26 protein-coding genes and 2 pseudogenes are annotated in these 26,873 nt (G+C 69.7%); 5 read left to right on the forward strand and 23 right to left on the reverse strand.

Annotation, left to right across the window (positions count from 1 at the left end; all coding sequences use genetic code 11):
• Positions 1–3 precede the first annotated feature (3 nt).
• The 6 genes from ABGB16_RS12280 to ABGB16_RS12305 form a co-directional block, all read right to left on the reverse strand.
• Entirely contained in the window at positions 4–1,647 is a 1,644-nt protein-coding gene (locus tag ABGB16_RS12280; RefSeq protein ID WP_347668134.1) for an NAD(P)/FAD-dependent oxidoreductase, read from the reverse strand.
• 65 nt (positions 1,648–1,712) lie between these two features.
• Entirely contained in the window at positions 1,713–2,483 is a 771-nt protein-coding gene (locus tag ABGB16_RS12285) for an amino acid ABC transporter ATP-binding protein (RefSeq protein ID WP_347668135.1), read from the reverse strand.
• Positions 2,480–3,418 carry an amino acid ABC transporter permease gene (locus ABGB16_RS12290; protein WP_347668136.1) on the reverse strand — a complete coding sequence of 313 codons (939 nt, stop codon included), beginning with the start codon at positions 3,416–3,418 and terminating at the stop codon, positions 2,480–2,482. Before ABGB16_RS12290 ends, ABGB16_RS12285 begins: the two co-directional genes overlap by 4 nt.
• On the reverse strand, positions 3,411–3,800 hold the full coding sequence (locus ABGB16_RS12295) for a cupin domain-containing protein (protein WP_145776959.1): 390 nt from the start codon (positions 3,798–3,800) through the stop codon (positions 3,411–3,413). The genes ABGB16_RS12290 and ABGB16_RS12295 overlap by 8 nt, the downstream gene beginning before the upstream one ends.
• Before the next feature lie 15 nt (positions 3,801–3,815).
• Positions 3,816–5,285, reverse strand: a complete 1,470-nt coding sequence (locus ABGB16_RS12300) for an asparaginase domain-containing protein (RefSeq protein WP_347668137.1) — start codon at positions 5,283–5,285, stop codon at positions 3,816–3,818.
• A 10-nt stretch (positions 5,286–5,295) separates the two neighbouring features.
• Entirely contained in the window at positions 5,296–6,075 is a 780-nt protein-coding gene (locus ABGB16_RS12305) for an ABC transporter substrate-binding protein (protein WP_347668138.1), read from the reverse strand.
• A 341-nt stretch (positions 6,076–6,416) separates the two neighbouring features.
• Here ABGB16_RS12305 and ABGB16_RS12310 point away from each other — a divergent pair, with 341 nt between their 5' ends.
• The 3 genes from ABGB16_RS12310 to ABGB16_RS12320 are packed head-to-tail and all read left to right on the forward strand — an operon-like array spanning position 6,417 to position 8,095.
• Entirely contained in the window at positions 6,417–7,100 is a 684-nt protein-coding gene (locus ABGB16_RS12310; RefSeq protein WP_347668139.1) for a hypothetical protein, read from the forward strand.
• Positions 7,097–7,489: a phage holin family protein gene (locus ABGB16_RS12315; protein ID WP_347668140.1), complete on the forward strand. Its 393-nt coding sequence runs from the start codon at positions 7,097–7,099 to the stop codon at positions 7,487–7,489. Before ABGB16_RS12310 ends, ABGB16_RS12315 begins: the two co-directional genes overlap by 4 nt.
• Positions 7,490–7,510: 21 nt before the next feature.
• Positions 7,511–8,095 carry a DUF3618 domain-containing protein gene (locus tag ABGB16_RS12320; protein WP_347668141.1) on the forward strand — a complete coding sequence of 195 codons (585 nt, stop codon included), beginning with the start codon at positions 7,511–7,513 and terminating at the stop codon, positions 8,093–8,095.
• A gap of 604 nt (positions 8,096–8,699) precedes the next feature.
• On the opposite strand, the gene ABGB16_RS12325 is transcribed toward ABGB16_RS12320, so the two are convergent.
• The 4 genes and pseudogenes from ABGB16_RS12325 to ABGB16_RS12340 form a co-directional block, all read right to left on the reverse strand.
• A complete protein-coding gene (locus tag ABGB16_RS12325) occupies positions 8,700–9,806 on the reverse strand; it encodes a helix-turn-helix domain-containing protein (RefSeq protein WP_347668142.1) in 1,107 nt (368 codons plus the stop codon).
• 22 nt (positions 9,807–9,828) lie between these two features.
• The gene (locus ABGB16_RS12330; protein ID WP_347668143.1) at positions 9,829–10,617 is read right to left on the reverse strand and encodes an ABC transporter permease subunit; all 789 of its coding nucleotides are present in this window, start codon (positions 10,615–10,617) and stop codon (positions 9,829–9,831) included.
• Positions 10,595–11,521, reverse strand: a complete 927-nt coding sequence (locus ABGB16_RS12335) for an ABC transporter ATP-binding protein (protein ID WP_347668144.1) — start codon at positions 11,519–11,521, stop codon at positions 10,595–10,597. Before ABGB16_RS12335 ends, ABGB16_RS12330 begins: the two co-directional genes overlap by 23 nt.
• A gap of 97 nt (positions 11,522–11,618) precedes the next feature.
• Positions 11,619–12,527: pseudogene (locus ABGB16_RS12340) on the reverse strand (cation:proton antiporter); the annotation flags it as partial.
• A gap of 182 nt (positions 12,528–12,709) precedes the next feature.
• Between ABGB16_RS12340 and ABGB16_RS12345 the strand changes: the two are divergent.
• On the forward strand, positions 12,710–13,363 hold the full coding sequence (locus tag ABGB16_RS12345; protein WP_347668145.1) for a TrkA family potassium uptake protein: 654 nt from the start codon (positions 12,710–12,712) through the stop codon (positions 13,361–13,363).
• Between the two features lie 117 nt (positions 13,364–13,480).
• On the opposite strand, the gene ABGB16_RS12350 is transcribed toward ABGB16_RS12345, so the two are convergent.
• Genes ABGB16_RS12350 through ABGB16_RS12375 form a run of 6 tightly spaced genes read right to left on the reverse strand, consistent with a single transcriptional unit; the run spans position 13,481 to position 19,660 of the window.
• Positions 13,481–14,431: a class I mannose-6-phosphate isomerase gene (locus tag ABGB16_RS12350; RefSeq protein ID WP_347668146.1), complete on the reverse strand. Its 951-nt coding sequence runs from the start codon at positions 14,429–14,431 to the stop codon at positions 13,481–13,483.
• The gene (locus tag ABGB16_RS12355) at positions 14,428–15,624 is read right to left on the reverse strand and encodes an ADP-dependent glucokinase/phosphofructokinase (protein WP_347668147.1); all 1,197 of its coding nucleotides are present in this window, start codon (positions 15,622–15,624) and stop codon (positions 14,428–14,430) included. Before ABGB16_RS12355 ends, ABGB16_RS12350 begins: the two co-directional genes overlap by 4 nt.
• 1 nt (position 15,625) lies before the next feature.
• Positions 15,626–16,489 (reverse strand): ketose-bisphosphate aldolase, encoded by an 864-nt coding sequence (locus ABGB16_RS12360; RefSeq protein ID WP_347668148.1) that lies wholly within the window; start codon positions 16,487–16,489, stop codon positions 15,626–15,628.
• A gap of 33 nt (positions 16,490–16,522) precedes the next feature.
• Entirely contained in the window at positions 16,523–17,368 is an 846-nt protein-coding gene (locus ABGB16_RS12365) for a carbohydrate ABC transporter permease (RefSeq protein WP_347668149.1), read from the reverse strand.
• 5 nt (positions 17,369–17,373) lie between these two features.
• The gene (locus ABGB16_RS12370) at positions 17,374–18,315 is read right to left on the reverse strand and encodes a sugar ABC transporter permease (RefSeq protein ID WP_347668150.1); all 942 of its coding nucleotides are present in this window, start codon (positions 18,313–18,315) and stop codon (positions 17,374–17,376) included.
• 55 nt (positions 18,316–18,370) lie between these two features.
• Positions 18,371–19,660, reverse strand: coding sequence for a sugar ABC transporter substrate-binding protein (locus tag ABGB16_RS12375; RefSeq protein ID WP_347668151.1), 1,290 nt, complete (start codon positions 19,658–19,660; stop codon positions 18,371–18,373).
• A 296-nt stretch (positions 19,661–19,956) separates the two neighbouring features.
• Between ABGB16_RS12375 and ABGB16_RS12380 the strand changes: the two genes are divergently transcribed.
• Positions 19,957–20,793 carry a DeoR/GlpR family DNA-binding transcription regulator gene (locus tag ABGB16_RS12380; RefSeq protein ID WP_347668152.1) on the forward strand — a complete coding sequence of 279 codons (837 nt, stop codon included), beginning with the start codon at positions 19,957–19,959 and terminating at the stop codon, positions 20,791–20,793.
• On the opposite strand, the gene ABGB16_RS12385 is transcribed toward ABGB16_RS12380, so the two are convergent.
• The 7 genes and pseudogenes from ABGB16_RS12385 to hydA all read right to left on the reverse strand — a co-directional run bounded on the left by ABGB16_RS12385 (position 20,773) and on the right by hydA (position 26,829).
• Positions 20,773–21,690: an aldo/keto reductase gene (locus ABGB16_RS12385; protein WP_347668153.1), complete on the reverse strand. Its 918-nt coding sequence runs from the start codon at positions 21,688–21,690 to the stop codon at positions 20,773–20,775. The two genes, ABGB16_RS12380 and ABGB16_RS12385, sit on opposite strands and share 21 nt — an antisense overlap.
• Before the next feature lie 135 nt (positions 21,691–21,825).
• Positions 21,826–22,500: pseudogene (locus ABGB16_RS12390) on the reverse strand (EamA family transporter); the annotation flags it as partial.
• A 34-nt stretch (positions 22,501–22,534) separates the two neighbouring features.
• Positions 22,535–22,684: a hypothetical protein gene (locus ABGB16_RS12395; RefSeq protein ID WP_347668154.1), complete on the reverse strand. Its 150-nt coding sequence runs from the start codon at positions 22,682–22,684 to the stop codon at positions 22,535–22,537.
• Positions 22,685–22,826: 142 nt separating this feature from the next.
• Entirely contained in the window at positions 22,827–23,657 is an 831-nt protein-coding gene (locus ABGB16_RS12400; protein ID WP_347668155.1) for a nitrilase-related carbon-nitrogen hydrolase, read from the reverse strand.
• The gene (gene npdG, locus ABGB16_RS12405) at positions 23,654–24,349 is read right to left on the reverse strand and encodes an NADPH-dependent F420 reductase (protein WP_347668156.1); all 696 of its coding nucleotides are present in this window, start codon (positions 24,347–24,349) and stop codon (positions 23,654–23,656) included. The genes ABGB16_RS12400 and npdG overlap by 4 nt, the downstream gene beginning before the upstream one ends.
• A gap of 4 nt (positions 24,350–24,353) precedes the next feature.
• The gene (locus ABGB16_RS12410; RefSeq protein ID WP_347668157.1) at positions 24,354–25,361 is read right to left on the reverse strand and encodes an LLM class flavin-dependent oxidoreductase; all 1,008 of its coding nucleotides are present in this window, start codon (positions 25,359–25,361) and stop codon (positions 24,354–24,356) included.
• Between the two features lie 52 nt (positions 25,362–25,413).
• Complete coding sequence (hydA, locus tag ABGB16_RS12415) at positions 25,414–26,829, reverse strand: dihydropyrimidinase (protein WP_347668158.1); 1,416 nt, start codon at positions 26,827–26,829, stop codon at positions 25,414–25,416.
• Positions 26,830–26,873: the final 44 nt, after the last annotated feature.

Consider the following 26,873-nt stretch of genomic DNA (forward strand, 5'->3'; position numbering starts at 1 on the left):
GGGCTATCCGGCGGAGGGGACGTCGGGCGTCGAGGCTTCGTCCTGCGACCCGGACGTGTCACGGAGGACCCGGGCGGCCGCGTTGTAGCCGGGGATGCCCGTCACCGTTCCGCCGGGCCAGACGCCCGAGCCGCACAGGTAGAGGCCCCGCACCGGTGTGCGGTACCGGGCGAGACCGGGGGTGGGGCGGTTGCCGAACATGCCCAGCGGCGTCATGTCGCCGTGCAGCTGGTGGCCCTCGACCAGCCCGTACTCCCGCTCGAAATCGACCGGACTGAAGGTCACCTGGTCGACGATGATGTCCTTGATGTTCACGATGAATTCCTCGATGGTGTCGATGCAGGTGGCCGCGAACTTGGCCTTCGTCTCGGCGTCCCAGGCCCCGGACGCGAGGCGGTACGGCGCGTACCAGACGTTGACGCTCATCAGGTGCCGCCCCGGCGGGGCGACGCTGGGGTCGACGACCGAGGGCGTCAGCCCCAGCAGCTTGGGACGTCTCGACGGGTGGCCGTACTTGTAGTCGTCGTGGGCCTCCTCGAGGTACTCGACGGTCGGCGAGTAGCGGTACTGGCAGGCCGCCAACTGTCGCGCCTCGGTGTCGGAGGTGGCCGAGCGATGGATGGGCAGCCCGTCGAGGGCCAGGACGAGTTTGAACGCTCCCCCCGCCATCTTGAGGCCGCGCAACCGCTCGGCGAGTTCGTCGGGGACGAGCGCCGGGTCGTCCAACAGGTTCAGGAGCGTGGTCTTGGGATTGAGGTTGGACAGCACGGTCTCGGCCGTCACCTCGTCCCCGGACGAGAGCACCACGCCGGTGGCCCGCCCTCCCACCGTCACGATGCGTTCGACCCGGGTCTCGAGGCAGATCTCGACGCCCCGCGCCTCGGCGGCGGCGCGCATGGCTTCGGCGATCGAACCCATCCCACCGCGGGGTAGGCCGGTCGAGCCCCGGACCATGTGGCGCCGCGGGTCGTCAGCCGTCGCGTGTCCGCTCACCAGGGACAGCGGGCGGCGCAGGAGGCCGATCGGTGATCCCGGGGTGGAGGGCGCGACGTTCCCGGCGCTCATCGACAGACTCGCCAGCAGCGCCTTGAGGTGGGGGCTGGACAGCCGCCTGTCGAGGAAGTCCTGGATGTTGCCGAAGAACACCTCGGCGAACGCCGCCTCGTCGTCCGGCGTACGCATGGCCGCGGCCAGCTCCGCGAGGCTGGGCGGATCGTCGAACACCGACACGTTGAGCTTGCGCGCGAAGTTGTTGAAGAAGTCGATGATCTCGAAGTAGGCCTCGGCGTCGTTCGGCGCCAGCAGGCGCAGGTCGGCCTCGGTCCGCTTCCGGTCCCGCCAGCCCTTGAACGACCGTCCGTCGGCGAGCGGGAACACCATGGTCGGGTCGGGCCGGTCGAAGGTGACCCCGAAGTGCTCCAGCTGCATGTCCCCGAAGATCCGCGGTTCGAGGGCGCTCGGGGTGTTCGTGATCGTGCCCCGGTAGCCGGGGAAGAACTCCAGCGGCGCGCAGAGGCCCCCGGCCTGCGCCCGCTGCTCGACGACGAGTACCCGGCGACCGGCAGCGGCCAGATAGAAACTGGCGACAAGGCCGTTGTGGCCGCCGCCGACGATCACGGCGTCGTAGTGGGTGCTTCTCGGCTTCATCCCGATACTCCATATTCGATATATCGCAGGCGGGCGACGTGACCCGACCGCGAGACGATCCTCGGCTAGTTCGAGAAGCCGGTCCTGGACAGGAACGCCTTGAGGCCATCGGTCTGCGGATCGCGGAGCAGCCGGCTCGGCGACCCCGACTCGACGATGCGCCCGTCCTGCATGAACACGATCCGGCTCGCCACCTCCTCGGCGAACCGCAGCTCGTGGGTTACCACGATCATGGTCATGCCGTCCGCGGCCAGATCCCGCATGACGTCGAGCACCTCTCCGACCAGCTCGGGATCGAGGGCCGACGTCGGTTCGTCGAAGAGGATCAGCTTCGGGCGCATGGCCAGCGCCCGGGCGATCGCCACGCGCTGCTGCTGCCCGCCGGAGAGCTGCCGCGGGTAGGAGCCGGCCTTCTCCGCCATGCCGACCCGCTCGAGGAGCTCGACGGCGAGGGCGACGGCGTCGGCGCGCTTGCGTCCGATCACCCGCGTGGGCCCCTCGACGACGTTCTCCAGCACCGTCATGTGTGGGAAGAGGTTGAACTGTTGGAACACGATGCCGATGTGCCGCCGGTTCACGGCGACCCGGCGCTCGGGAAGCTCCACCAGCGCGCCGTTCGACTCCCGGTAGCCGACGTACTCACCGTCGACCTTGATGACGCCCGAGTCGACCGTCTCCAGATGGTTGACGCACCGCAGCAGCGTCGTCTTGCCGGACCCTGACCTTCCGATCAGGCAGACCACCTCGCCCCTGGAGACGTCGAGGTCCACCGACTTGAGCACCTCGGTGCTGCCGTACGACTTGCGCACTCCCCTGATCGTGACGAGCGGTGTCATCCGCGCACCACCTTCCGCACCATGCGCCCCCCGGCCCGAACAGGGCCGATGCGCGTCGCCCCCGGGCGTGCGACGCCCCTACCGAAGATCCGTTCGATGTAGATCTGCGCCACCATGAGGATCGAGGTGCAGACGAGGTACCACGCCGAGGCGACGAGCAGCAGCGGGATCGGCTGGAAGTTCCGGGAGAAGATCTGCTCCGAGACGTACAGCAGGTCGCCCAGGGACAGCACGCTGACCAGTGACGAGTACTTCAGCATCCCGATGATGTTGTTGAAGGTCGGCGGGATGATGACCCGGATGGCCTGGGGCAGGACGATGCGACGGAACGTGTGCCACGGGGTCATCCCCAGGCCCTTGGCGGCCTCGGTCTGCCCGCGGTCGATCGAGAGCAGACCGCCCCGAACGATCTCGGACATGTAGGCGGCCTCGTTGAGGCCGAGCCCCAGGACCCCGGCGACCATCGCCGAGATCACCGCGTTGGTCGGCCAGCTGTGCAGTTCGGGACCGAACGGGATGGCCAGCGTCAGCCGCGGGTACAGTGCGCTGAGGTTGTAGAAGAAGATGAGCTGCACCAGGGTCGGTGTGCCCCGGAAGATCCACGTGTAGAACCAGGCGAAGCGGGAGAGAATCGGGTTCTGGGACATCCGGCAGAGGGCGATGACGATCCCGAGCACGATTCCCAGGCTCATCGCCAGGACGGTGACCTCCAGCGTCAGCAGCAGGCCGCTGAGGATCGCCTCGCTGAACAGGTACTCGGCGAAGACGTCCCACCGGTAGGCGTCGTTGGTGACCATCGAGACCACCATCTGCGCCGCGAGCACCAGGGCGACCGCGACCGAAACCCAGCGCCAGGGGTGCCGCTGCTTCACCACGTGCAACGCTTCCGGCGCCTCCCGGGTGAGTTCGCGCGGCTCGGCTGTGGCGCTATCCATGTTGGCTCCACTCGTCGTCGGCCGGGAGCCACCGGGTCGTCCCGCCCGCCTTCAGGGCGATCTGGGTGAAGCTCTCCTCGTCACTGACGGAGCCGTGCCAGTGATGTGCGTGGGCCGGGATCACCACCCAGTCGCCGGGCCGGAGCTCGTGCACCTCGCCCTCGATGGACACCGCGCCCCGGCCGCTGACGGCGTAGAGCACCTGGTCGACGCTGTGGGTGTGCGGCAGGGTACGCGCCCCGGGCGCGAAGTAGACGCCGGTGAGGTCGGTGCCGACCTCCTCGCCGTTGCGGTACAGGTCCGTCCGGGAGACGGCGCCGGCGAAGCGGTCCGGCTCGTCGGCCAGCTCAGCCTGAACCGGGTCGAAATGCCTCGGCTTCATCGTCTCTGCCTCCGTTCAGTGGGTGTCGAAGATTTCTTGCAGGGATCGGACGTATTCGTTGGTGGCGTGCCTCTCGGCGTCGGTCGGCTGGCGCGGGTCCTTGGCCACCGGTGCGGCACCGAACCTGAGCAGGCAGGCGAGCAGGAGCATCCGGGCCTTCGTGGCGCTGAGGTTGCTACCCGCGACGAACGGCACCGGGGCTCTGCCCACCGGGTCCTCCGGGCGGCCGCGGCCGCACCAGACGACGGGAAGTCCCGAGTACGCGGCGACCGACAGCGAGGATTCCACCTCGCGGCTGGCCCAGCCGTTGGGCGCGATGCCCTCCAGCACGAAGCCGGCCAGACCGTGGCGCTCGACGTGGTGTGACACGGCGTCGGCGACGCCGAGGTCCGCACAGCCGCAGGTGCCCGCCAGGCCGTACCTGCCGTACACGACGATGGTGACGACCGGAAGCACCTCGGGGGCGAGCCGGCCGCTGCTGTCGGTGACCTGGACCAGCCGGGTGCGGCCGGCGCCATCCAGGGCCGGAACCTCGCGCGGGAGCGCGGAGATCCGCACGGCGGAGGTTCGGGTGTGCCGCCGCAGCGGCAGGTACTCCAGCCGGATGGGCCACTGGGTGGCGCAGGTGGCCACCGGGCCGCCGCCGGCGTAGCCACCCGGGCGTCCAGCCACCTTGTACGCTCCCCGGGCGGTGCGGACAACGCCGTCGGCCACCAGGACCGGGCCGACGGCGTCGCCGCGGCCGTCCAGATCCCACGCTCTCGACGCGATGTACCGCGCGCCGTCGACGAGGTTCTGGGCGCCGTCCGACCCGACGGAGCGATGCAGACGCTGGGCGACCTGACCGACGATGGGCTTGTCGGTGTCTACGAGCAGCGCCAGCCAGTACAGCGTCTCCTCGATCACCGGGCTGCCCTCGAGCCACTGCACCCCGGCGACGCCCTCCTCGGCGGTGATCTTCTGGACCGTGTTGGTGATGGTCACGAGGGTGGCGATGGTCGGCTCGGCGCGGCTCTCCCATGCGCCGTACGGGAAGTAGTCGACTCCGAGGACCTCGGGGGCTTCGCCGGACACGTACCCGGCCGGCGGGGCGGCGCGGAAGTGCCGGTACCGGGCCAGCCGGCCGAGCACCCCGGCGCGTCCCGTCTCGTCGACCCACAGGGTGTCGAGCTCTTCGTACAGGCGCTCTGCGGACGGGAAGAAGCTCTGCCCCGCCGGACCCGCGCCCTCGGGCAACGGAAGCGCCACCAACTGCCCCCGGGCAAGTACCACCTTCCGCTGTACCGGGGGTGTCGCATCGTTGTTCAGCTCGTCGATCGGGTGGCCGCTGCGATCGACGACGCCGATGACGACGTCGTCGGCCACGCGCTGCGGCACCAGCGCGGCGGGATCCGCGCCCATGGGCGGCGTGTTGAGGATGGTCGCCGTCGGGCCGGCGACAACCGCGATCAGTGGACGGGACTCCGCGTCGGGTTGGCTGCTCACGGGTGGGCCCTCAGTCGGTGCCGGCATTGATGAGGGCCTTGTCGGAAGCGATGCCCTGGACGTTCCACTTCTCGAGGATCTTCAGGTACGTACCGTCGTCCATCAGCTGCTGGAGCGCGGCCTTCATCGCGTCGCGCAGCTTCGGCTCGGCCTTGGAGATCGCAATTCCGGTGTAACCACCGGCCATGAGCGGGTCCCCGAACAGCTTCAGCGCGCTTCCGGCCTGCTTGACCGCGTAGGCGGCCGGCGCCGTCGAGGCGAAGACCACGTCGACCCGCTGGCTGGTCAGCGCGACGACCGCCTGTGGGTTGCTCGGGTAGGTGGCGGACTCGATCGCGGGCTTCCCCGCCGCCACGCACTTCTTCTCGGAGAGGTCGTCGATGATCAGTGCCTCGGCGCTACCTGCCCCGACGCCGACGCGTTTCCCGCATGGGATCGGGTCGCCCTGGTAGTCGCTGCGGGTGATGAAGGACTGGGAGACGCGATAGGCGTCGAGGATGTCGACAGCCTTCTGGCGCTCCTTGGTGTCGAGGAAGCTGATGCCTGCGTCGAAGCGTCCAGCCTCGATGCCGGTGATCACTCCCGTGAACTTGGTGCGGGTGAAGTTGATTTTCAAGCCGAGCTTCGCGGCGACCGCGTCGAGCATCTCGGCGTTGTAACCGATCACGTCCTTCTCGTTGGTGTCGAGGAAGTTGTCGGGCGGGAAGTCGGCCGAGCCCGCCACCTCGATCGTGCCGCGTGCGGCGATCTCGGCGGGCACGAGAGCGTGCAGGCTGTCGTCGGCCGTCACCCCCGAGGCGACGTCCTTGTCAGGGCCGTCGCCTCCGCAGGCGCCCACGGTCATGAGAAGGACGAGGGCGACGGGGACGGCAACGCGTGAGGGTTTGAGAACGGAGAGAGTCATGGCGCCTCCAGATATCCCAGATGCGGCGTACGCTATGCGATATATCTCTCCCCGGCAAGAGGTTGATTCGCCCGTGATCCGGGACCTCACCTGGGCCTACGTCCCCTCCAGGCAACGGGATCTGGCCCTGGCGCGGCCACCGGTGCATGAATGTGGTGAGGCGCCGGGGGTACGCGGGTGGTGTTCCGGGCTGCATCGTGGCCGGGAGCCGAGGAGAGGAGCTCGCGATGACGGCGATCAACCAGAACAGACCGCCGGGCGGCACCACGGAGCAGGCCCGCCGGGCGGCATCACAGATGGGTCAGCAGGCGGCGCAGGCGGGTGGCCAGGTCGGTCATGCCGCCGCCGAGCAGGGCCGGCAGGTGGCCGCGCAGGCACGGCAGGAGGCGCGGCACCTGACCAGCGAGGCCACCTCGCAACTGCACGACCAGGCGCGGACACAGCAGCATCGGGCCGCTGAGGGGTTGCGCGGTCTCGGCCGTGAGCTCGGTTCCATGGCCGATCGTGGCGGGGACAGCGGCCTGGCCGGTGAGGCTGTCCGACGGGCGGCGACGGCCGCGGACCGGACCGCCGGGTGGCTCGACGCGCGTGAACCCGGCGAGGTGATCGACGACGTGCGCGGGTACGCCCGCCAGCACCCGGGGATGTTTCTCGCCGGTGCGGCGGTGGCCGGACTGCTGGTCGGCAGGCTCACCCGAAACCTGACGTCCGGGAACGGGAAGCGGCCCAGCGAACAGATGGGCCAGACCGCGCAGCCGGGCCAACCGCGGCCGACCGGCCAGCAGGTACCCGAGGGGGCGACCGCGGCCCCATACACGGGCGAAGGCCCCTACACCGGGGTGACGCGGGCGCAGAACGTGTCGCCGGCCGGCCAGCGGGAGGCGGACATCCCGGGTGGGGTGGCACCGTGAGCGCCCCGGAGAAGGAACGCACCCAGTCGGTCGGTGAACTGCTGGGTGACGTGACCCGTAACCTGTCGACGCTGGTCCGCCAGGAGATCGAGCTGGCCAAGACGGAACTGCGCGAGGAGGCGAGCCAGGCCGGCAAGGCCGGCGGTATGTTCGCCGGTGCCGCTCTGGCCGGTTTCCTGACCGTGCTGTTCGTGTCGTACGCGGCCTGGTGGGGTCTGTCCAACGTGATGGACCAGAGCTGGGCGGCACTCATCGTGGCGGCGGTGTGGGCGATCGTCGCCGCCGTCCTCCTCGCGATCGGGCGGACGAAGCTGCGGCAACTTCGCGCGGTGCTGCCCCGGACGCAACAGACCGCACGGCAGATACCGGACGCCCTGCGCGGCCGGTGAGTGAGCCGGAAGGGAGCAGACATGTCGACCGATCCGGACCGGATCCGACAGCAGATCGAGCAGACCCGCAGCGAGCTGGTCAGCGACGTCGACGCGCTGACCGACAAGGTCAACCCACGGCGGATCGCCGGCGACCGCGTCGGCCAGGCCCGTGGGGCGCTCGCCCGGGTCAAGGAGAAGGTGATGGGGCCATCCATGGACGGGCACGGTGCTGGCCGGGAGATGTCGTCCCCCTCGGGGTCGATGCGCACCCAGGCGCGGGAACTCGGGCAGCAGGCTCAAGGCAACCCACTGGCGGCCGGCCTGATCGCCTTCGGCGCCGGACTGCTGGTCTCCGCGCTGATCCCGCCCAGCCGTCCCGAGCGGCAGTGGGCCGGCCAGGCCAGGGAAAAGGCCCGTCAACACTCCGGCGAACTGCGCGAGCAGGCCAGCGAGGTCGGCCACCAGGTGCGGGACAACCTGCGCGAGCCCGCGAAGCACGCAGCCCAGTCGGTGGGATCCACCGCCGTACACGGGGCTTCCGCCGTCCAGGGGCAGGCCAGGTCGGCTGCTCAGCAGGTACGGGGGCAGGCGCACGGGGCCGCGGGTGAACTTCGGCAGGGCTGAGCCGGACGCGGCGGGGCCGGCCCGCAGAGCCTTGCGAGCCGAGCGGGGGTACGGCGACCAGACGCCGTACCCCCTTTCCCTAGCCGCGCCCGGCAGGGCCTCAGCGTCAGGCGTGCCTCACATCAGCGGACGGCTGCTGCCGGAGCGACAATGCGATCACTCCTGTCCGTGGTGTCGGACGATGGCGCTGTCATGCCGCCGGCGCTGAAGGCATCGCTGCCCGGAGCGGGCAGATTGCCCGTCGTGGCGTCGCCTCGGATGCGGCTGGCACGCACAACGGCCGCCCCGGCCGCCGCCGCTGTCAGGACCATCGCCGCCGCCTGCAGCAGCCGCCGTTTTTTGTTTCCCCCACGTCTCATGTCGCCCGCCCTCTCCTTGCATCTCAACTGGGCACACCCCATCGTGCAAGCCGGGCAGGGACGAAGAGCGGCGTTGGGGACGGCTGTACCTCGTTCGTGCCTCTTTGCCCGTGGGACGGCGCCGACGAGAGCCCGCCGTACGACCCCGTCGCCCACCGTGCACGCGCCCCACCCGGCCACCGCCGGGGAGCCGCGCCGGGCGCACGTCAGGTGCGAGCGGCCCAGGGGTAGCCCTTGCGCCGGACCTACCCTCCTGCTCCGTCGGGCCAGCCGAGCAGTCGGGCGCCGAGCACGGCGGCATGGAGGGTGAAGCGTTGGGTGGGTTCGTTGGGGTGGTAACCGGTCAGGTGGTGGATGCGGTCGAGGCGGTAGGTGACGGCGCGTACGGACAGGTGCATCTGGCGGGCGGTGGCGGTGTGGTTGCCCTGGTTGTCGAAGAGCACGGTGAGGGTGTCCAGGTAGGGCTGGGCGCCACCACGGGCGGCGGTGAGCGGGCCGAGGACGGTGGTGACCAGGTCGGTGATGGCGTCGCGGTCGCGCAGTAGGACGGGGAAGACCAGCAGATCGGCGGCGTTGAGGACGGGTGCGGTGAAGCCGAGTTTGGCGGCATGGTCGAGGGCGTTGCGGGCCTCGTCGAGCGAGGTGGCCAGGCCGTGTACGCCGGGGTGGGGGCGGCCGACGGCCACCTGCCAGCCTTCGGCGCCGAGTTCGGTGAGAAGCAGGTGCGCCAGTTCGGCCCCGATGCCTCGTAGCCCCCCGGCGCTGATGCACACGAGGTCACCGTCGCGCAGGGTGGTGAGGGTGTTCCCCTCGCCGAACCGGGCGGCGAGCGCCGCGTCGACGCGGTGGATGAGGTCGGCGGTGAGGCGGGGCGCGCGTGCGACCAGGACGGTGTGGGTGGCCGACAGGCGGATGCCGTAGCGGTGGGCGCGTTCGGCCATGCTGCCGGGCTCGGCTCGGCCGGTGAGCAGGTCGTTGACGAATGCGGCGCGTTCGGTGTTGTGTCGAACCAGTTCGGCTCGGCTCTGGTGGAGGTAGCCGTCGAGGGCGGCCACCAACACCGAGTGCGCGGTGTCCAAGAGCGTCACGGCGCGGGTGTGGACGGTGGTCGGAGTGTCGGCGGATTCGAGGGGCGACATGTTCCAGCAGACGCCGGCAGCCGCGAACACGCCGTCGACGAGGTCGTGTGGTTGCAGGTCCTCGTCGGCGGCGCGGGCGCCCAGCCGCGCGGCGGCGTCGCCACGCTTGTCGCCGGCCGGGGCGCGCAGGAGGTCTTCGCAGCTTCGGGCCAGCCAGGTGTGATCGCTGCTGGGCTGTTCCTTCCGGGCGTCGTGGTGGCCGCCCCACGACACTTGGCGGCCACCACGGTCTGCTTCAGACACCGACGTCGCGGCGATCGAACAGGAACACCCCGACGGCCGTGGTGACGGCACCGACAGCCACGAGGGTGAGCAGTTGCGCCGGGTGCCAGCCGGTGTGCAACGGATCAGTGCCGATGAAGTAGTGGAACGGCGAGAACCAGCGCATCCACCGCCAGCCGTCGGACATGCCGCCGATGGCGTTGGCCATGTAGGTCGCGACGGCGAGCACACCGGTGATCGCCAGAACCGTGCCGCGCTTTCCGCTGGCCGCGCCGGCGAGGAAGGCGATACCGGTGAAGCACCAGACCAGGGCGATCAGGCCGACGCCGGCTGCCGCGACGTTGGACAGGGGGATGTCCATGCCCACTCGGGGAACGATGATCATCAGGAGGATCACCGGGACGGCCGCGACCACGGTGACGGCGCAGCCCGTGGCCGCGAGGCGCTGCCCGGCGAAGGCGGTACGCGACAGCGGGTTGGCCAGCAGCAGTTCCATGCCCCCGTCCTCCTCCGGCCGGGCGATCGTCCGGGCGGTCAACGTGACCGCGCACATGAGGACCAGCAGCGGCCCGACCAGGCTGAAGATCGTCGCCTGCAGGTAGCCGGCCGGCGAGAGCATGTCGGCGATGCCGAGGAAGTCCAGCATTCCCTGGGGCAGGGTGTCCTGCTTCAGCTCCGCCGCGCCCTGGAACCGACTGTAGAAGGAGGTGTAGATGACGGTGAAGAGGGCGACGCCGGTGGCCCAACCGATCAGCGCGCCGCGGTCGTCGCGCCACGTCTTACGCACCAGCGCGGGAAGCATCGCCAGCTCCTTCCGAGTGGTAGTAGAACGAGAGGAACGTCTCTTCCAGGTCGGGTTCGGCCGACAGCATGTCCACGACTTCGTGTCGAGCCGCCGCCTTGATCAGCGGGTCCAAGCGGCCATCCACCGTGCACCTGAGGACCGGCCCGGACACCACCACGTCACTGACCCCGGGCAGCACGGTGAACTCCGCCGGATCCACGGGATCGTCGAAGTGGATCTCCACCGACCGGACGGCCCGCTTGCCGAGGGACTCCACGCGCTCGACCGCGGCCAGCCTGCCGTCGCGAATGATGGCGACCCGGTCGGCGGTGTGCTGCACCTCGGCGAGGACGTGACTGGACATGAACACGGTCTGGCCGGCATCCCGGGCGTCGCGGACCATGGCCAGGAACTCCTGCTGCATGAGCGGGTCCAGGCCGCTGGTGGGCTCGTCCAGGATCAGCAGGGCCGGTCGATGCATGAACGCCTGCACCAGGCCGACCTTCTGCTTGTTGCCCTTGCTCATGGCGCGTACCGGGCGGGACAGGTCCAGGTCGAGCCGCTCGGCCAGGTCGACCACCTGTGACCAGGCCACGCCGCCACGGGCGTCGCCGAAGAACCGCAGCAGGTCCTCGGCCTTCTCCCGGCCGGGAAACGCCAGTTCGCCGGGTAGGTAGCCGATCTGCCGGTGCAGGGCGGCCTTGTCCCGGCGCGGATCGAGCCCGAGCACGGTCGCGCGGCCGGAGCTCGGCCGCAGAAAGTCCAGCAGCAGCCGAATGGTGGTGGTCTTCCCGGCACCGTTGGGCCCGAGGAAGCCCATCACCTCCCCGGTGTGGACCTCCAGGTTGAGACCCTCGATGCCGCGGCGTTGGCCGTAGAACTTCGTCAGGTCCTCGGCCAGCACGGCGATGTCGCTCGTCATGCCTCACATCGTGGCGCTCACGCCCGTACGCCATCCAGGGCGGCACCCGGCCGAAATCGGGCAACAAGTCCTGCCGACACCCGGCAACCATGCTGCGCTACTTCGTGTTCGCCTGGCGCTGCCCCGCACCGTCGTCGGCTCCGGATCCACCCGCTGGGGCGCGGCGTCCGGCGCGGAGTCGTGGCAGCGTTGCCCGGCCCACGCGGCGCAGCACGCCGTGCCAGCTCGGGATGTCCCGGGTTTCGTCGAACGCCCGGGCGACCACGACGTCGGTCGAGGAGTGCGCCAGGATCGAGATGACGATGGTCAACGCAACCAGGTGGAAGACCTCGGATGCGGCGCCGATGCCGGACTCGAGCACCAGTAGCCCGTAGACGACGGAGGCGAAGCCCTTCGGCCCGAACCACATGGCCGCGGCCTGCTCCCGCAGGCTCAGCCCGGAGCGCAGGAACGAGATCCACAACGCGATCGGACGGGCGACCACGATCGCCAGCACCGCGAACACCCAACCGGCCCAGGAGATCTCGCCGAGGAACTCCACCGAGATCAGTGCCCCGAAGACCAGCAGCGCGGCGAGCTTCAGCAACTCGGCGACGTTCTCCCCGAAGTGCTCGAACGCGGCCCGCTCCCGCGGCCCGAAGGTCGCCACGGTGATGCCGGCGGCGAACGCGGCCAGGAACAGGTTGCCGTGCGTCGCCTTGCCCAACGCCAGCACCAGCAGCCCGATCGCAACCCCGTTCAGCGGCGCGTACGCCGCCGACGCGGCGAAGAACCGGGTGCGCTCCAGCGCTATCGCGGCCAGCGGCACGAGGACGCCGATCGCCAGCCCGACGGCCAGTTCGGTGGCCAGCTCCCCCAGGTGCAGGTCGTCCGAGCCGGCGGCGACGGCGAGGAGCACCACCACGAACGGCAGCGCCAGGCCGTCGTTGACACCGGACTCGACGTTGAGCAGGTGCCGCAGCCGCGCCGGCACCTTGTCGTTGCCGACCAGCGGTGCCGACCAGACTTCCCGGCGCGCCATGGAGCCCGCCGATCATATCGGTCCCTCGCTCGGGCCGCGTCCGGCGTCGTGCGGGGCCGTCGCAGGTGATCACGCTGGTCGGGTCGTGGCAGGATCCAGGCGTGATGCGGGCACGACAGGCGCGACAGAGGACGCCGGCGGCAGGACCGGGGCAGGCGGATTCTGTGGTGGTCATCGGCCTGGGCCGCTTCGGCGGCGCCCTGGCCCTGGAACTGGTCGGCCGCGGCACCGAGGTGCTCGGCATCGACCACCGGCAGAAGGTGGTGCAGGCGATGTCCGGCCGCCTGCCGCACGTGGTCAGGGCCGACTCCACCGACATCGAGGCGCTGCGACAACTCGGGGTGGAAGAGTTCCTGCACGCTGTCGTGGCAATCGGCACGGACATCCAGGCCAGCATCCTCACCACCAGCCTGCTGGCCGAACTCGGCATCCCCGACATCTGGGCCAAGGCGGTCAGCGACCAGCACCGGCGCATCCTCACCCGAGTCGGCGCGCACAAGGTCGTCGCCCCGGAACACGACATGGGCGAACGGGTGGCCCACCTGCTCTCCGGCCGGATCCTCGACTACGTCGAGGTCGACGCCGACTTCGCCGTCGTCAAGACCACCCCACCGCGCGATGTCGTCGGCGTGCCGCTGCGCGACTGCCGGCTGCGCACCCGGTGGGGCGTCACGGTCGTGGCGGTCAAACCACAGGCCCCACCGCTGGGCCGTCCCCCCGAGTTCACCCATGCCACCCCGGACACGGTGCTCGCCTACGGCGACCTGATCCTCATCGTCGGACCGATCGACAACGTGGAACGCTTCGCCGCCAGCGGGTGAAACGCCCTCTTCGCCGGCCCCTGCCTGGCCCGCGAAGAAGAACACCGCCATGGCGGTCAAACCGGCGAGGAGGCCCAGAAACACCGCGACGGCGTAGAAGACCACCGGAAGCAGCGGTCAGGCGGACGCCGAGAGGCGGATCACCTCGACCTGGCCGTCCAGGAGGAGCGGACCGGCGGCGTACGGGACCAGCAGCGTGTCCCCCCGCCGGAGCGGCAGGTCGTCCTTCTCGCCGATCAGCCTGCCCGATCCGGCCACCACGACCAGCACGCTGCAGCCACATTCCAGACGGTCGCCGCCGTACAGGCGGCGGGCGGCGAAGAACTCGTCCGCGGCCTCGGGCAGCAGTCGCGCCGGAGTGCCGCGGAGTTCGTCGAGCCGCGATGGCGTCCAGGCGCTGCGGTCGACGCACTGCAGGGCCAGGTCGTAGCCGAGGCCCAGGTGGCCGTCGGCGAGGCCGAAGCCTTCGTACTCCAGCAGCACCGAGAAGTCGGTCGGCTCCTGGACCTCGACCAGCAGGATGCCGTCGCCGATCGCGTGCGGCAGGCCGGCCGGGCAGAGGATCGCGTCGCCCGCCGCGACCGGGATCCTGTTGGTGGCCGCGAGCATCGCCTCAGTCCGCTGGCCGTCCACCCAGCCGGCCAGTTCGGCGGCCTCCACGTCACGGGCAAAGCCCAGATGGACGTATGCGTCAGGCCGCGCGGAGACGATCACCCAAGCCTCGGTCTTGCCGTACGGCGAGGCGAGGTGCGCGGTGGCGAAGCGGCGGTCCGGGTGCACGTGCAACGGCAGCCGCTGGCCGGCGTCGAGCAGCTTCACCAGCACGCCGGTGTCGGCGCGTTCCGGGCCGAGCCACCAGCGCGGGTCCGCGGCGATCGCCTCGGCCAGCACGCGGCTGTCGGCCAGGGTGGACAGCCCGGACGGGGCGAGCCCGAACCGGCTGGTCACCGAGCCCACCCAGTCCTCGGGACGGTCGGGCAGCGCCGGCACGTTGCGGAACTGGGCGATCCGGCCGGCGCCGCGATAGAACGTCTCGGGCTGGTTGGCGGGCAGTGTTTCGACGGTCATCGCTGTCCCTTCAGGGCTAGCTCGGCGAGGAAACCGCCGACGAACGTGTCGCCGAGCCCGACGGTGGTGGGGTCCCGGACGTCGAGCGCGAAGCCGGGGACACAATCGACAGTCTCACCCAGGCGCGAGCGCAGCGCCGCCGCGAAGGCAACGGACTCGGGCCGCCGCGGCAGCCGGCGCAGGCGCTCGACGTCCTCGTCGGTGAAGTCGTCGCCGTGGCAGTAGCGGGTGGCCGCCATGACGGTGCCGGTGTCGAGGGCGTCGGCGTATTCGCCTGCGCCGAGCGCCACGGCCCAGTACTTCGTGTGCAGCACCAACGTCGGCGCCGGGATGAGCGCGTGCACCGCCGTGAGCACGTCCGCGACATCCTCGGCCGAGAGCAGGTCGACCGGGCGCCCGAGGTGCGACTGCAGCTCGTCCTCGTTCAGCCCGTACACGCTGATCTCGTCGAGCAGCGCGTCCCGGACCCGGCGGCTGAAGGCGGGCTCGTGGTACGCCGCGTCCTCGAAGTAGGTCACCGCCCCGTACGGCAGCTGCCGCATGTGCTGCTTCAGCGCGGCGAGCCGCTCGTCGAGCTCCGCCTCGTCGCGCATGGCGTTGAACCCGGAGATCAGAAAGACGTCCGCCCTGCCCAACCGGTCGCTGAGATCGTCGGCGAGCAGCATGGCGCCGTTCGCCGGGTCGTTGACGTAGATCAGGCGGTTCGGGAACGGCGCGGTGATGTCGATGTCGCCGGCCCGGACCCGCAGGCCCTTGTCGTACTGAACGATCAGGTGTGGATAGAAGGTGTCCCCGACACCGCTGTTGATGTACTCGCTGTCCGTCGGCAGCAGCCGGCGGAAGGTGTCGTTGACGCTGACCAGGTGCAGCGTCGACGGCACGCCGAGCCGGCTCATCAGGATCCCGGCCCGCACCGAGGTGCCGCCCAGGGTCTGCCGGTAGGGGAACCGGTTCGCGAAGGTCGACAGCGCCGGGGCGGAGGCGACGAAGTGCTCGCCGCCTCCGCCCCGGGCCACGTACCCCAGGATCGACACCACAAGGTCCCGCTCACTGGTCACGGCGGCCGGCGACGTCAGTTCCGCGGCGCCGATGCCGTACTCGGCGACAAGCTGTTCCAGGACGCCGGCGGTCAGCTTCAACTCGTGGTCGACGCAACCGCCGAGGCCCAGGAGTACCCGGGACGCGTCGGCCATGTCAGTAGAGCGAGCCCTTGCCGGCGGCGCCGAACAGCTCGATCTTCTGGGCGGCGACCACCTTCATGGCCTCGATGCAGGCGGGCTGGATGGCGTTCGGCTCACGCACCTTCGGGTCGCTGCCCAGCACCTCGCGCATCTTGTCGTGGTAGGCGACCTTGATGTCCGTGGAGATGTTGATCTTGTTGATGCCGATCCGCGCCGCCTCGCGGATCTCGTCGTCCGGGTTGCCGGAGCCGCCGTGCAGCACCAGCGGGATCTGCACCCGGCTCTTGATCTCCTTGAGTAGATCGAGCTTCAGCTCCGGCTTGAGGTGGGCCGGGTAGAGGCCGTGGAACGTGCCGATCGCGACGGCGAGGCTGTCCACGCCGGTCTGCTCGACGAACGTGACCGCGTCGTCGGGGTCGGTGTAGATGATCTCGGCGGCGCCCGCCTCGGCGTAGCTGTCGTTCCCGCCGATCGTGCCGAGCTCGCCCTCCACCGACACGCCGAGAACGTGCGCGGAGTCGGTCACCTTCTTGGTGATCGCCATGTTCTCCTCGAACGGCTTCAGCGAGCCGTCGATCATCACGGACGTGAAGCCGTACTGGATCGCCTGCAGGATCTGCTCGTAGGTGGCGCCGTGGTCCCAGTGGATCGCGATCGGGACGCTCGAGTTGTGCGACCGCTCGGCGATGGCGGTGATCATCTCGCGGCCGATGTGCCGGACCTCGTCCGGGTGGATCCCGACGATCAGGGGGGCGTTCGTCTCCTCGCCGATCTCCACGATCCCCTTGAACATCGCCCAGTCGCTGATGTTGAAGGCGGGCACGGCGAAGCTGTGTTCGTTGGCGACGTCCAGGATCGCCTTGCCGGTCGTCAGCATTTGTGTGTTTCTCCTTCTGCGTTGCTGGGTGTGTCAGGCCTTGACGGCGCCGGCGGTGAGCCCGCCGATGAACCGTCGCTGGAACAGGAGGAAGAGGACGAGGACCGGAGCGGACCCGAGGATGCTCATCGCCATCATCTGGTTCCACTCGTACGAGTGCTGGCCCATGAGCAGCTGGATGCCGATCGGCACGGTGCGCATGTCGTCGGTACGGGTCAGCGTGAGCGCGAACAGGTACTCGTTCCACGAGATCATGAACGTGTAGACCCCGACCGCGATCAGACCGGGCACCGAGATCGGCACCAGGATCCGCCACAGCGTGGTCCAGCTTGTGCCGCCGTCGACCTTGACGGACTCGTCCAGCTCTCGCGGCAGCGTGTTCAGGTACGCGGTGATCATGATGATCGCGTACGGGAGGGTGAACACCATGTGCGTGAGGATCAGGCCGGGATAGGTGTTGTACAGGCCGAGCGCGACGACGAGCCCGAAGTACGGGATGACGAGCGTGATCGGTGGCACCGCCTGGACGCTGACGATCACGGCGTTGATGGTCTTCTGGAACGGAAACGTGAAGCGGCTGAACGCGAACCCGGCCAGGACGGCCACCAGCAGCGTCAGGACGGTCACCGCGAAGGCGACGACGTAGCTGTTGAGGAAGAACCGCAGCTGGGCGCCGTTGCCCAGGATCTCCCGGTAGGCGTCGAACGAGAAGCCCTTGGTGATCAGTTCGGGCGGGTTCTGGAAGACCTCCCCGTTGCTCTTGAACGAGGTGGACAGCATCCACAGCACCGGCAGGCCAGCGAACAGCCCGCCGATGACGAGTCCGGTGATGACGCCGGCCTTGGCGAGGGTGTGCCGGGTCTTGACGGTGGTGGCCATGGGTTTCACCGCTCCCTCTGCTGACGTACGTAGAAGAAGGCCAGGACCATCGTCAGCAGCAGCACGATCACGGCGGCGGCGGACGCGGTCGCGAACTCGTACTCGCTGAAGGCTTGCTTGTAGGTGTAGGTGCTGAGCATCTCGGTGGCGTTCAGCGGCCCGCCGCCGGTCGTCATCCAGATCAGTGCGAACTGCTGGGACGTCCAGATCAGGTCGAGCACCGCCATGCTGATGATCACCGGCCGCAGCTGAGGCAGCGTCACGTGCAGGAACCGCTGGAACCAGTTCGTCCCGTCCACGGCGGCCGCTTCGTACAGATCGTTGGGAATGCCCTGCAGCGCGGCGAGCAGGCTGATCATGAAGAACGGGTAGCCGGACCAGACGTTGACGAAGGTGACCGCCCAGAGCGCCTTGCCCGGGTCACCGAGCCAGTTCACGCCCTCCTCGATGAGACCCAGCGTGTGCAGCACGTAGTTGACCACGCCGGACGGGTCGAGCAGCAGCCGCCAGATGACGGCGATCACCGCGATCGTGAACAGCCAGGGCAGGATGTAGACGATCCGGAAGATGGCCTTGGTGACCCCGCTCAGCAACTGGGTGTTGAGCATCAGCGCGAAGGCCAGGCCGAGGACCAGGTGGGCCACGGCGCTGACCGAGATGAAGATGGCAGTGTTCTTCAGCGCGGCCAGGAAGTCCGGGTCGCTGAGCACCTTGGTGTAGTTGGCGAACCCGGCGAACACCGAGTTCTCCTGGACGATCACGTTGTCCCGGAACGAGTAGCTGATCACCATGACGATGGGGACCACCATCAGGACCGCGATCAGGAGCACCGTGGGGGACAGATAACCGTACGGGATCAGGCGCCTGGCCAGGACGGAGCGCGCCGGGCCGGGGGTGACCTGTTCCTCGGTGGGCGCCGCGGCTTTCGGCGCCGTCATGGATGTCATCGCTGTCTCCTTGATCGGGCGCCGCGCCGGCGGACCGGCACGGCGCCCGGACGGGCTACTCGATCACCGAGGACCAGGACTCCTGCGACTTGGCGAGGGCCTCGTCGACACTCGTCTTGCCGGTCAGCACGAGCTGGAGCTGCTCGTCGAAGCTGCGCATCAGGTCCTCGGACTTGGGCAGGCCGACGAACTCGTTGGCCGGGTAGCCCTGCTGGTAGATGTCGAAGGCGGTCTTGAACAGCGGGTCACTGTTGCTGAAGTCGGGCTGGGCGTTCTTGTTGCCCGGGAAGCCGTTCGCGATGGTGCTCAGCTTCGCGTTGGTCTCCTGACCGAGCAGGTAGGACACGAACTTGAACGCCTCGGCCTTGTGCTTGGTGGAGTTGGAGACACCGATGCCCCACGACGCGTACGGGATGCCGCGCTTGCCGGTGTAGCCGTCCTCGGCCGGCAGGGCCGCCACCTCGAACTTCAGGTCCGGCTTGTTCTTCTTGATCAGGTTGATGTGCGCGAGCGAGTCGATCATCATCCCGACCTGGCCGTTGGTGAACTTCTCGACCTTGTCCTGCTCTTTCATGGTGAGCGAGCCGGGGGCGATGACGCCCGCGTCGTTCAGGCTCTTCACGTACTCGACCGTGCTCTTGACCGGCGCGCTGGTCAGGTTGGGCTTGCCGTCGGCCAGCATGCTGCCGCCGGACGCCCACAGCCAGGACATGACGTCGTTCTGGATGCCGTTGGGGACGGCGGTGTCGAGCGGGAGGGCCCAGCCCTTGACGTCACCGCCGGTCGCGCTGATCTTCTTGGCCGCGTCGAGGAACTGGGTGCGCGTGGTGGGCACCTCGGCGACGCCGGCCTTGGTGAGCAGGTCCTTGTTGACGAAGAGCGGGTAGACGAAGTTGACCACCGGGATCATGTAGGTCTTGCCCTTGACCTGCACCTGGCTGGCCAGCTGGCTGGCGTCGTAGTTCGCGTCGGCCATCAGGGTGGACAGGTCGGTGATCGCGCCCTGCTTGGCGAAGTCGTTGACCCAGGCGCCGTCGAGGCCCACCACGTCGGGCAGGGTCTTCGACGCGGCGCCGGTGATCAGCTGCTGCTTGGTCGACGCGTACGGCGCGCTCAGCAGCTTGATCTTGATGTTCGGGTTCTGCGCCGTGAAGTCATTAATGATCTTGTCGAACTCCCCGGCCGGGAGCTCGGCTCCCCACCACTGGGCGAACTCCAGCGTCACGCTGCCGTCCGAGGCGGTGTCGCCGGAGCCGCCCGAGCCGCACGCCGCCACGAACGCGACCATCGCGGCCGCTGTCACCGCCCCTATCACTCGCTTCAGCCGGGTTGCACGAACCGCCATGACGAGCTCCTTCTATATCGAGATCTTTCCGCCCTCTGCCATGTTGGCGTCACGTTAGCAGCGTGTTAAAGGCGTAGACAAGAGAAGAACAGCAGAAAGCTGCGGAGTACGGCATACTGTCGTGCCATGAAGCAGGCCGCGGCACCCCGCCGTCACCCTCCGAGCTGTAGGTGGCCCGGCCGCCACCGACTCCGGGTCGGCCGCGCCGGCCCTTGCGACTCTTCGCGGCTCCATGCGGCAATGCACGCAGTGGACACGGATTTGTGGCATACTGCCGCACTGACAAGGGGGAAACAGTGAGCATTGGCAGGGACGAGCGGCAGCGCCACCTGCCCGCCGGACGCAAGGCTCAGCTGGCCGCGTACGTCACCGACACCGGCCAGGTCACGGTGGGTGAGTTGGCCGAACGCTTCGGTGTATCCATCGACACCGTGCGACGCGACCTCGATCAGCTGGCCGCCGACGGCATCCTCGTGCGCACGTACGGCGGAGCGGTCAGCCTGTCCACGGTCTTCCGCACCGACCGCGCCGTCGACCAGCGGCTCACCGTGCAGGAGCAGGAGAAGGAGAAGATCGCGGCGCTGGCCGCGGCGCTTGTCCAGGACGGCTCGACCATCATGATCAACGGCGGGACGACCACCCTCGCGCTCGCCCGCAACCTCGGCCAGCACCGCGACCTCACGGTGGCGACGAACAATCTACTGGTGCCGGGCGCCCTCCCGCCCACGGCCATCCGCGACATCTACATCTTCGGGGGCGCGGTGCGCGCGCTCACCCTCGCCACGATCGGCCCGGTCAGCTTCCGCGCCAACACCGGCGCCGAGCTGGACATCAGCTGCGATCTGGCGCTGATCGGCGTCGGCGCGGTCGCCGCCGACGCCGGCTACACGACGAGCAACCTCGCCGAGGCCGCGATGATGCAGGAGATGATCTCCCGTGCGGCCCGCGTGGCGATCCTCGCCGACTCCTCCAAGTTCGGCCGCCGCCTGTTCGCCCAGGTGTCGGAGCTCGGCGCCGCCGACTACCTGATCACCGACACCGCGCCGCCAGCCGACCTGCGGGACGCCCTCAAGGCGAGCGGCGTGGAGGTGCTCACCCCCACGGCCAGGGCCCTAGCTCCACGGCAGGCGTGACCGCTCCTGCCAGTAACGGGTGGCGGGCATTGCCAGGTCCTTCCACCGGGCCGGGTCGACGGTGAGCCCCTCCGCCCGCAGGTTCGAGGCCAGCTGATCGCCGGTCGCGGCACCGGACAACACGATGGACGCCCAGGGCTGATGCAGCACCGCCGCGAGCGCGGCGGCATCGCCGGGTGCGCGCTCACCCACGGCGAGACGGCCGTTGGCAAGCGCCTCCTTCACGATGACCAGGCACCCCGCGTCATGCGCCTCGGCGAGCGCCGGGCCGACACTGGGCTCCAGGAGATTCCAGGTGGCCTGCACGCTGCGGAACAAGGGCCGTCCATCGACCTGCACGTCGAGCGCGGCCCGGATCGCCTCGGCCTGCGCGGGGCCGCTGGTCGACAACCCGATCACCGGGCCCTGCGCGGCGAGGCCGGCGAGCCGGCGGTGCAGGGCCACGTCGCGCAGGGCGGGGCTGTCCGGGGTGAGCGAGTGGATCTGGTAGAGGTCGAGGCGGCCGCCGAGCAGGGCCCGGGTCTCGCCGAGCTGCCGGTCGAAGGTGGCGACGCCGTGGTCCTTGACCTCGTGCGCCTCGGCATCGATCCGCCACCCGGCCGTGTAGGTGTATCCCCACTTGCTGCCGACGACCACGTCGCCGACGTCCGGCCGGGCGTGCAGCCACTGGGCCAGGAACTCCTCGGCCCGGCCGTAAGAGCGGGCGACGTCGAAATACCTGATGCCGGCCGCGTACGCCCGATCGAGGAGATCCCGAGCGCGGGCGCGCATCGTCTCGACGGTCCGTTCGGCCGGCAGGTCGGCAGCGCGCCCGAGATTGATGTAGGCCGGACGGCCGACGGCCGCCAGCCCCAGCCCGATCCGGGAGGCCCCCGCCAGGCGATCGACGATTTCCATGATCCCATCCAACGCCCTGGCCGGAACTCGCCCCTCGGCACCTGATTCGTTACCTGTATATCAGGGGGTCAGCAGGTCAGAGCCCCCAGCCGGGCATGCCGCCATCGTCCCCCGCCGGGCCTGCGCCGAGGCCCGCTACGTCCCGACGTAGGCGGGCGCCAAGGCAGGGTCCTCGGCCCGCTGCCTTACCGCCGGGTGGGAACTGCGGTTCTCGTGCAGCGCGAGCAGGCCCGGTACCGCCGCGAGTAGCACGAGCCGGGGGGCCAACTCCACGGGAACCACGACCGGTGTGCGGGTCGCCGCGGCGAAGGTGGCGAGGGTGACCAGTCCGACGCTGAACCGAAGTGTGGTGACGTGCAGGAAGGACAGTTCGGCGCTGGCCATCCGGCCGAGGACGGTGCCGGCCGCCCAGAGCGCCGCGGCGCCGGTGGCCAGTCCGGCCGCGGCCAGGCTGCGGGGTTGCACTCCCAGCGGGTCGGGGAAGGCCAACAGCCAGGCACCGACGACCGCAGGCACCGCGAAGAGGGGGAAGCGCCGGCTCACCCGTTCGCCCAGCAGCGCGGCGGCCAGAACAATCGCCAGTGCCGGTTGCAGCTTCTGCAACACCTGCGGGGTGATCGGGTCGCCGAGCCGGAACGCGGCGGTGAACAGCGTCGTGGCCAGCGCCGAAGAGCCGGCCCCGATCACCAGCACGGCCAGCTTTGCCCGCAGGGAGCAACGGGCGAGCGAGCGTACGGCCGGGATCACCCAGGGCGACGTCAGAAGCACGAGGACGACGTGTTCGGCCAGGACCACGCTCAGCGCCGGAAGCTGCCGGGAGAGCGGGGTGCCGGCGTCGCGTTGATCAGTACTCGGCGGCGAACCGGTTCGGCCGGCTGGCGGTCGACGCCGGTGACCCGGACCACGAGCGGGTCGCCCCGCCCAGGCGGTCGAGCCCGAGCGCGAGCAGGTGGGAGACGGTGTCCACGTCCTGCCGCAGCCCAGGCGCGGTCACCGGGAGGTCGTGGTAGCCGTCGGCGAGGAACCGGCATCGGGAGCCGGGGCCGAGGAAGGTTCGGAGACGTCGAGGCCCGTGCACCTGGTCTTGGCAGCTGCGAAGGGCTTCGCCGGTACGACCACCACCCACGAGCCGTCCGTCATGCGTCGGGTTCCATCCCGGTCAGCCGCCCGTACAGCTCGGGTCGCCGGTCGCGGAGGAAGGGGCGTCGGCGGCGGGAGAGGTCGACCAGGCTCAGGTCCACCTCGACCACCGCCACGTCGTCGCGGTCGTCGGCGGCCTGGGCGAGCACGTCGCCGTTGGGGCCGTAGATCGCGCTGAGCCCGAAGTAGTCTTTCACCCCCTCCGTGCCGACCCGGTTGGCGCAGATCACGAAGAGCCCGTTGAACACGGCGTGGGCGCGCAACTCCAGCTGGAACACCTCACGCATCGGGGCGCTCGCCGAGGCGACGGGAACGCAGAGCACCGATCCGCCGCGCAGGGCGACGATACGGCTCAGCTCGGGGAAGTGCCGCTCGTAGCAGATGATGGTGCCGACTCCGGTCTCACCGGTCTGGACCACCTCCGGCTCCGTGCCACCCGGACGGAAGTAGAACTTCTCGGGGAAGCCGTTGGAGAACGGCAGGTGCGACTTGCGGTACACCGACCTGAGTTCACCGTCGACGTAGGTGCAGGCGGTGTTGTGGTACACCCCCGGCATCTGCCCCGCCTCGAAGATCGACGAGACGACGGTCATCCGGTACCGCTTCGACCGCTCGGCCGCCATCCGATTGGACGGGCCGTCAAGTCCCTCGGCGTACCGGAAGTAGTCGAGGTCGGGCTCCGGCTGGACGAAGGGCACCGCGAACAACTCCGGCAGCAGCAGGATCCGGGCGCCCTGGGCGGCAGCGTCGTCGATCAGGTCGGCGGCACGCCCGATCGTCTCGTCCCGGTCGTCGGTAGCACGAAGTTGCAGGGCGGCGAGTTTCACGCGGGGACCTTTCCGACAGCCGGGGCCAGGCCGGTGAGAGCCACCCCGGAACGTGTTCTGTACCGCTTGTTCACGCTGATCAGGACCGCGGTCAGGGGTTCCAGTTGTCGGGCCAGCCGCAGCCGGCCGGCGTCGAGGGCGCGACCGCCCGTCACGTCGGCGGCGAGGGCCATCACCCGCTCCTTGGCGGCGGTGGCGTCACCGCAGACCAGGACGTCCTCGTGGCTCAGGTCCGCCTCCGGATCGAGCAGGAGGGGGGCGGCCAGGTGATGGAATGCCCCGACCACGGTGGCCGAGGGGACGATTTCGGCGGCCTCCTCGGCAGCGCTTCCGGCCGAGACGGTGCGACCGTACGGCCCGAACCGGTCGAAGCTCAGCGGATTGACGCAGCTGATGACTAGTTTGCCGGCCAACGCCTGCGCCAGGCTGGTCACCAGTTGGGCGTGTCCGTCGTACGGCACGGCGAGCAGCACGATGCCGGCGCTCTCCGCAGCCGCCAGGTTCGTCGCACCGGTGATCCGGGCACCGCCGGCCTGCGCGGACAGCTCCTCGGCAGCGGTGATCGCCCGCTGGGCGTCACGTGACCCGAGTACGACCTCGTGTCCGGCGCGCGCCAGGCGGTAGCCCAGCCCCCGGCCCTGCGGGCCGGTGCCACCGACCACGGCGATGCGGGTGGAAAGGTTGTCCGTCATCGGGTCACCCCTTCGCGGCCTGGGCGAGCCGGGTGAGGGTCTGCTCCTTGTCACCCAGGGTGGAGATGATCGGGCAGCGCAGCCCGGCCTCGTGGTACGACTGCAGCTTCTGGAAGGCGTCGTCGGTGGAGCCGCAGGCGGTGACGTTCTGCACCAGGCTGTTGGGGACCAACTGCATCGCCCGCTTGATGTCCTCCGGCGTGGCGGGCCAGCCGGCGATCTCCTGCAACCGGTCGACGAGTTCGCGCTCCACCCCGCAGTGCTCGGCGATGTGCGGCTGCTGACAGAGATAGAGGGTGAGGAATGCCTTGCACGCGTCGATGGCCTCCTGCGGGTCGTCGTCGTTGACGCTGCACGCCACGATCTGGGTCAGGTCGATGCCGTCGCGGCCGTCGGTCCGCCTGGCCACCCCGCGCTCGATCGCCGCACGGGCGCCGACCAGGTACGACGGGGGAAGCAGGAAGTCCATGTGCACGCCGTCGCTGATCTCGCCGGCGAGTTCGAGCATGCGGGGGCCGACCGCGCCGATGTAGATCGGGATGTCGACCGGCTTGTTCTCGCGGTACATGCTGTCGAAGCGCACGTCCTTCATCTGCACGAACTCGCCGTCGAAGGAGACGACCTCGTTGCGGAAGAACGCCTGCAGGACGGTGATGTACTCGCGCATCGACTTGATCGGCTTGGCCAGCGGCTGGCCGACCTTCGTCGCCAGGGGCTCCCACCAGGCGCCGATGCCCAGAATCGCCCGGCCCGGCGCCACCTCGTCCAGGGTCTTGAAGGTGACCGCCATCAGGGCCGCGTTGCGGCTCTTGTTGTTGACGACACCGGTGCCGATCTTCACGTTCCTCGTCCTGCTCGCGATGATCGCCGCCGGGACGATGCCGTCGCGGGCGAGTCGCCCCTCGGCGACCCACACGGACTCGAACCCGTTCTGGTCGGCGAACTCGGCCTGCCAGTAGGTCTGTTCCAGGCTGAGTCGCTCTCCGACGTGGATACCCAGGGGAAGTTTCATCTCGGCGTCAGCTCCGCTCGGTACGTGGTGGAGGGATGGGAGTCGGTAGGAGTCAGGAGAGGCGCGGCGCGGCGCGGGTCAGGAAGGTTCCCCGGCCGGGGGTGGCGTGCCGGAGGCCGGCCGCGTCGACCAGGTGCTCACCCCGGGTGAACACGTGTACCGGCTTGCCGGTCACCCGCATGCCCTCGTAGATGTTGTAGTCGGTGCGCAGGTGCGAACCCGCCGCCGTGATCACGTGGTCGGCCGCCGGGTCCCAGACCACCAGGTCGGCGTCCGCCCCGACGGCGACGATGCCCTTGTGTGGGAAGAGGCCGAACAGTTTGGCCGGCCGGGTGGCGACCAGGTCCACGAAGCGGCACGGATCGATCAGCCCGCCGACCACCCCGGCCTGCCAGAGGACCATCAGCCGGTCCTCGATGCCCGGGACACCGTTGGGCACCTTGGGGAAGTAGCCGGGGCTGCGCATCTTCTGCGGGGGCAGGTCGTCGGGCTGGTGCAGGCAGAAGCCGGCGTGGTCGGTGGCGACGGTGGACAGGGCGCCGGTGGCGAGCATCCGCCACAGGCCGTCCTGGTTGCTGCGTTCCCGGATCGGCGGGGAGCAGACATACGCGGCGGCCCGTTCCCCGAGGCCCGCGTAGTCCTCGTAGGCCACGACCAGGTACTGGGGGCAGGTCTCGCCCCACACCCGCGACCCGGCCGCCCGGGCCCGGCTGATCTCGTCGGCCGCCGCCGCACTGGAGACGTGCACCACGTACAGCGGTGTGCCGACGGTGTCGGCGAGCACGACGGCCCGATGCACCGCCTCGGCCTCGGACTCGTGCCCGTGTGCCCGCAGGTGGAAGCTCTCGGCGGTCCGGCCGCTGTCCACCAGGCGCCGGACCTCCCGGGCGACCATGTGTCCGTTCTCGGCGTGCACCATCGGCAGTACGCCGAGTTCGCGCGCCAACTCGAAGCCGTCGAGCAACTCGTTGTCCTCGACCATCTGGCCCGGGTAGGCCATGAAGAACTTCCAGCTGGTGGCGCCCTCGGCGACCAGCCGGCGCAGGTCGTCGAGGACGTCCGGCTGGGCTGCGCGGGGCGGCACGATGGCGTGCAGGCCCACGTCGATCACGGCCTTGGTCGCCGCCGCATCCCGCCGCCGCAGATAGGTGTCGTACAGCGACCGGTCCGGCTCCTTCTTGACGAAGTCGAGGACGGTGGTCGTGCCGCCGTACGCGGCCGCGACGGTCCCGGTGTGGAAGTCGTCGGCGGTGTGGGTGCTGAACCCGTCGACCGGGTACTCCAGGTGTGTGTGCGCGTCAATGCCACCGGGCATGACCAGCTTCCCGGTCGCGTCGACGACGTGGTCGGCGGCCCAGTCCGGCCCGGCGCCGAGGGCGACGATCCGGCCGTCCCGCACCAGCACGTCGGCGCGGACCGCGGCGTCGGCGTTGACGACCGTGCCGTTGGTGATCAACGTCGTTGGCATCCGTATCTCTCCTCCCTGGCGGGTTCCCGCCCGTCGTGCCGTTG

Source organism: Micromonospora sp. B11E3, assembly GCF_039871625.1.
GTDB lineage: Bacteria > Actinomycetota > Actinomycetes > Mycobacteriales > Micromonosporaceae > Micromonospora.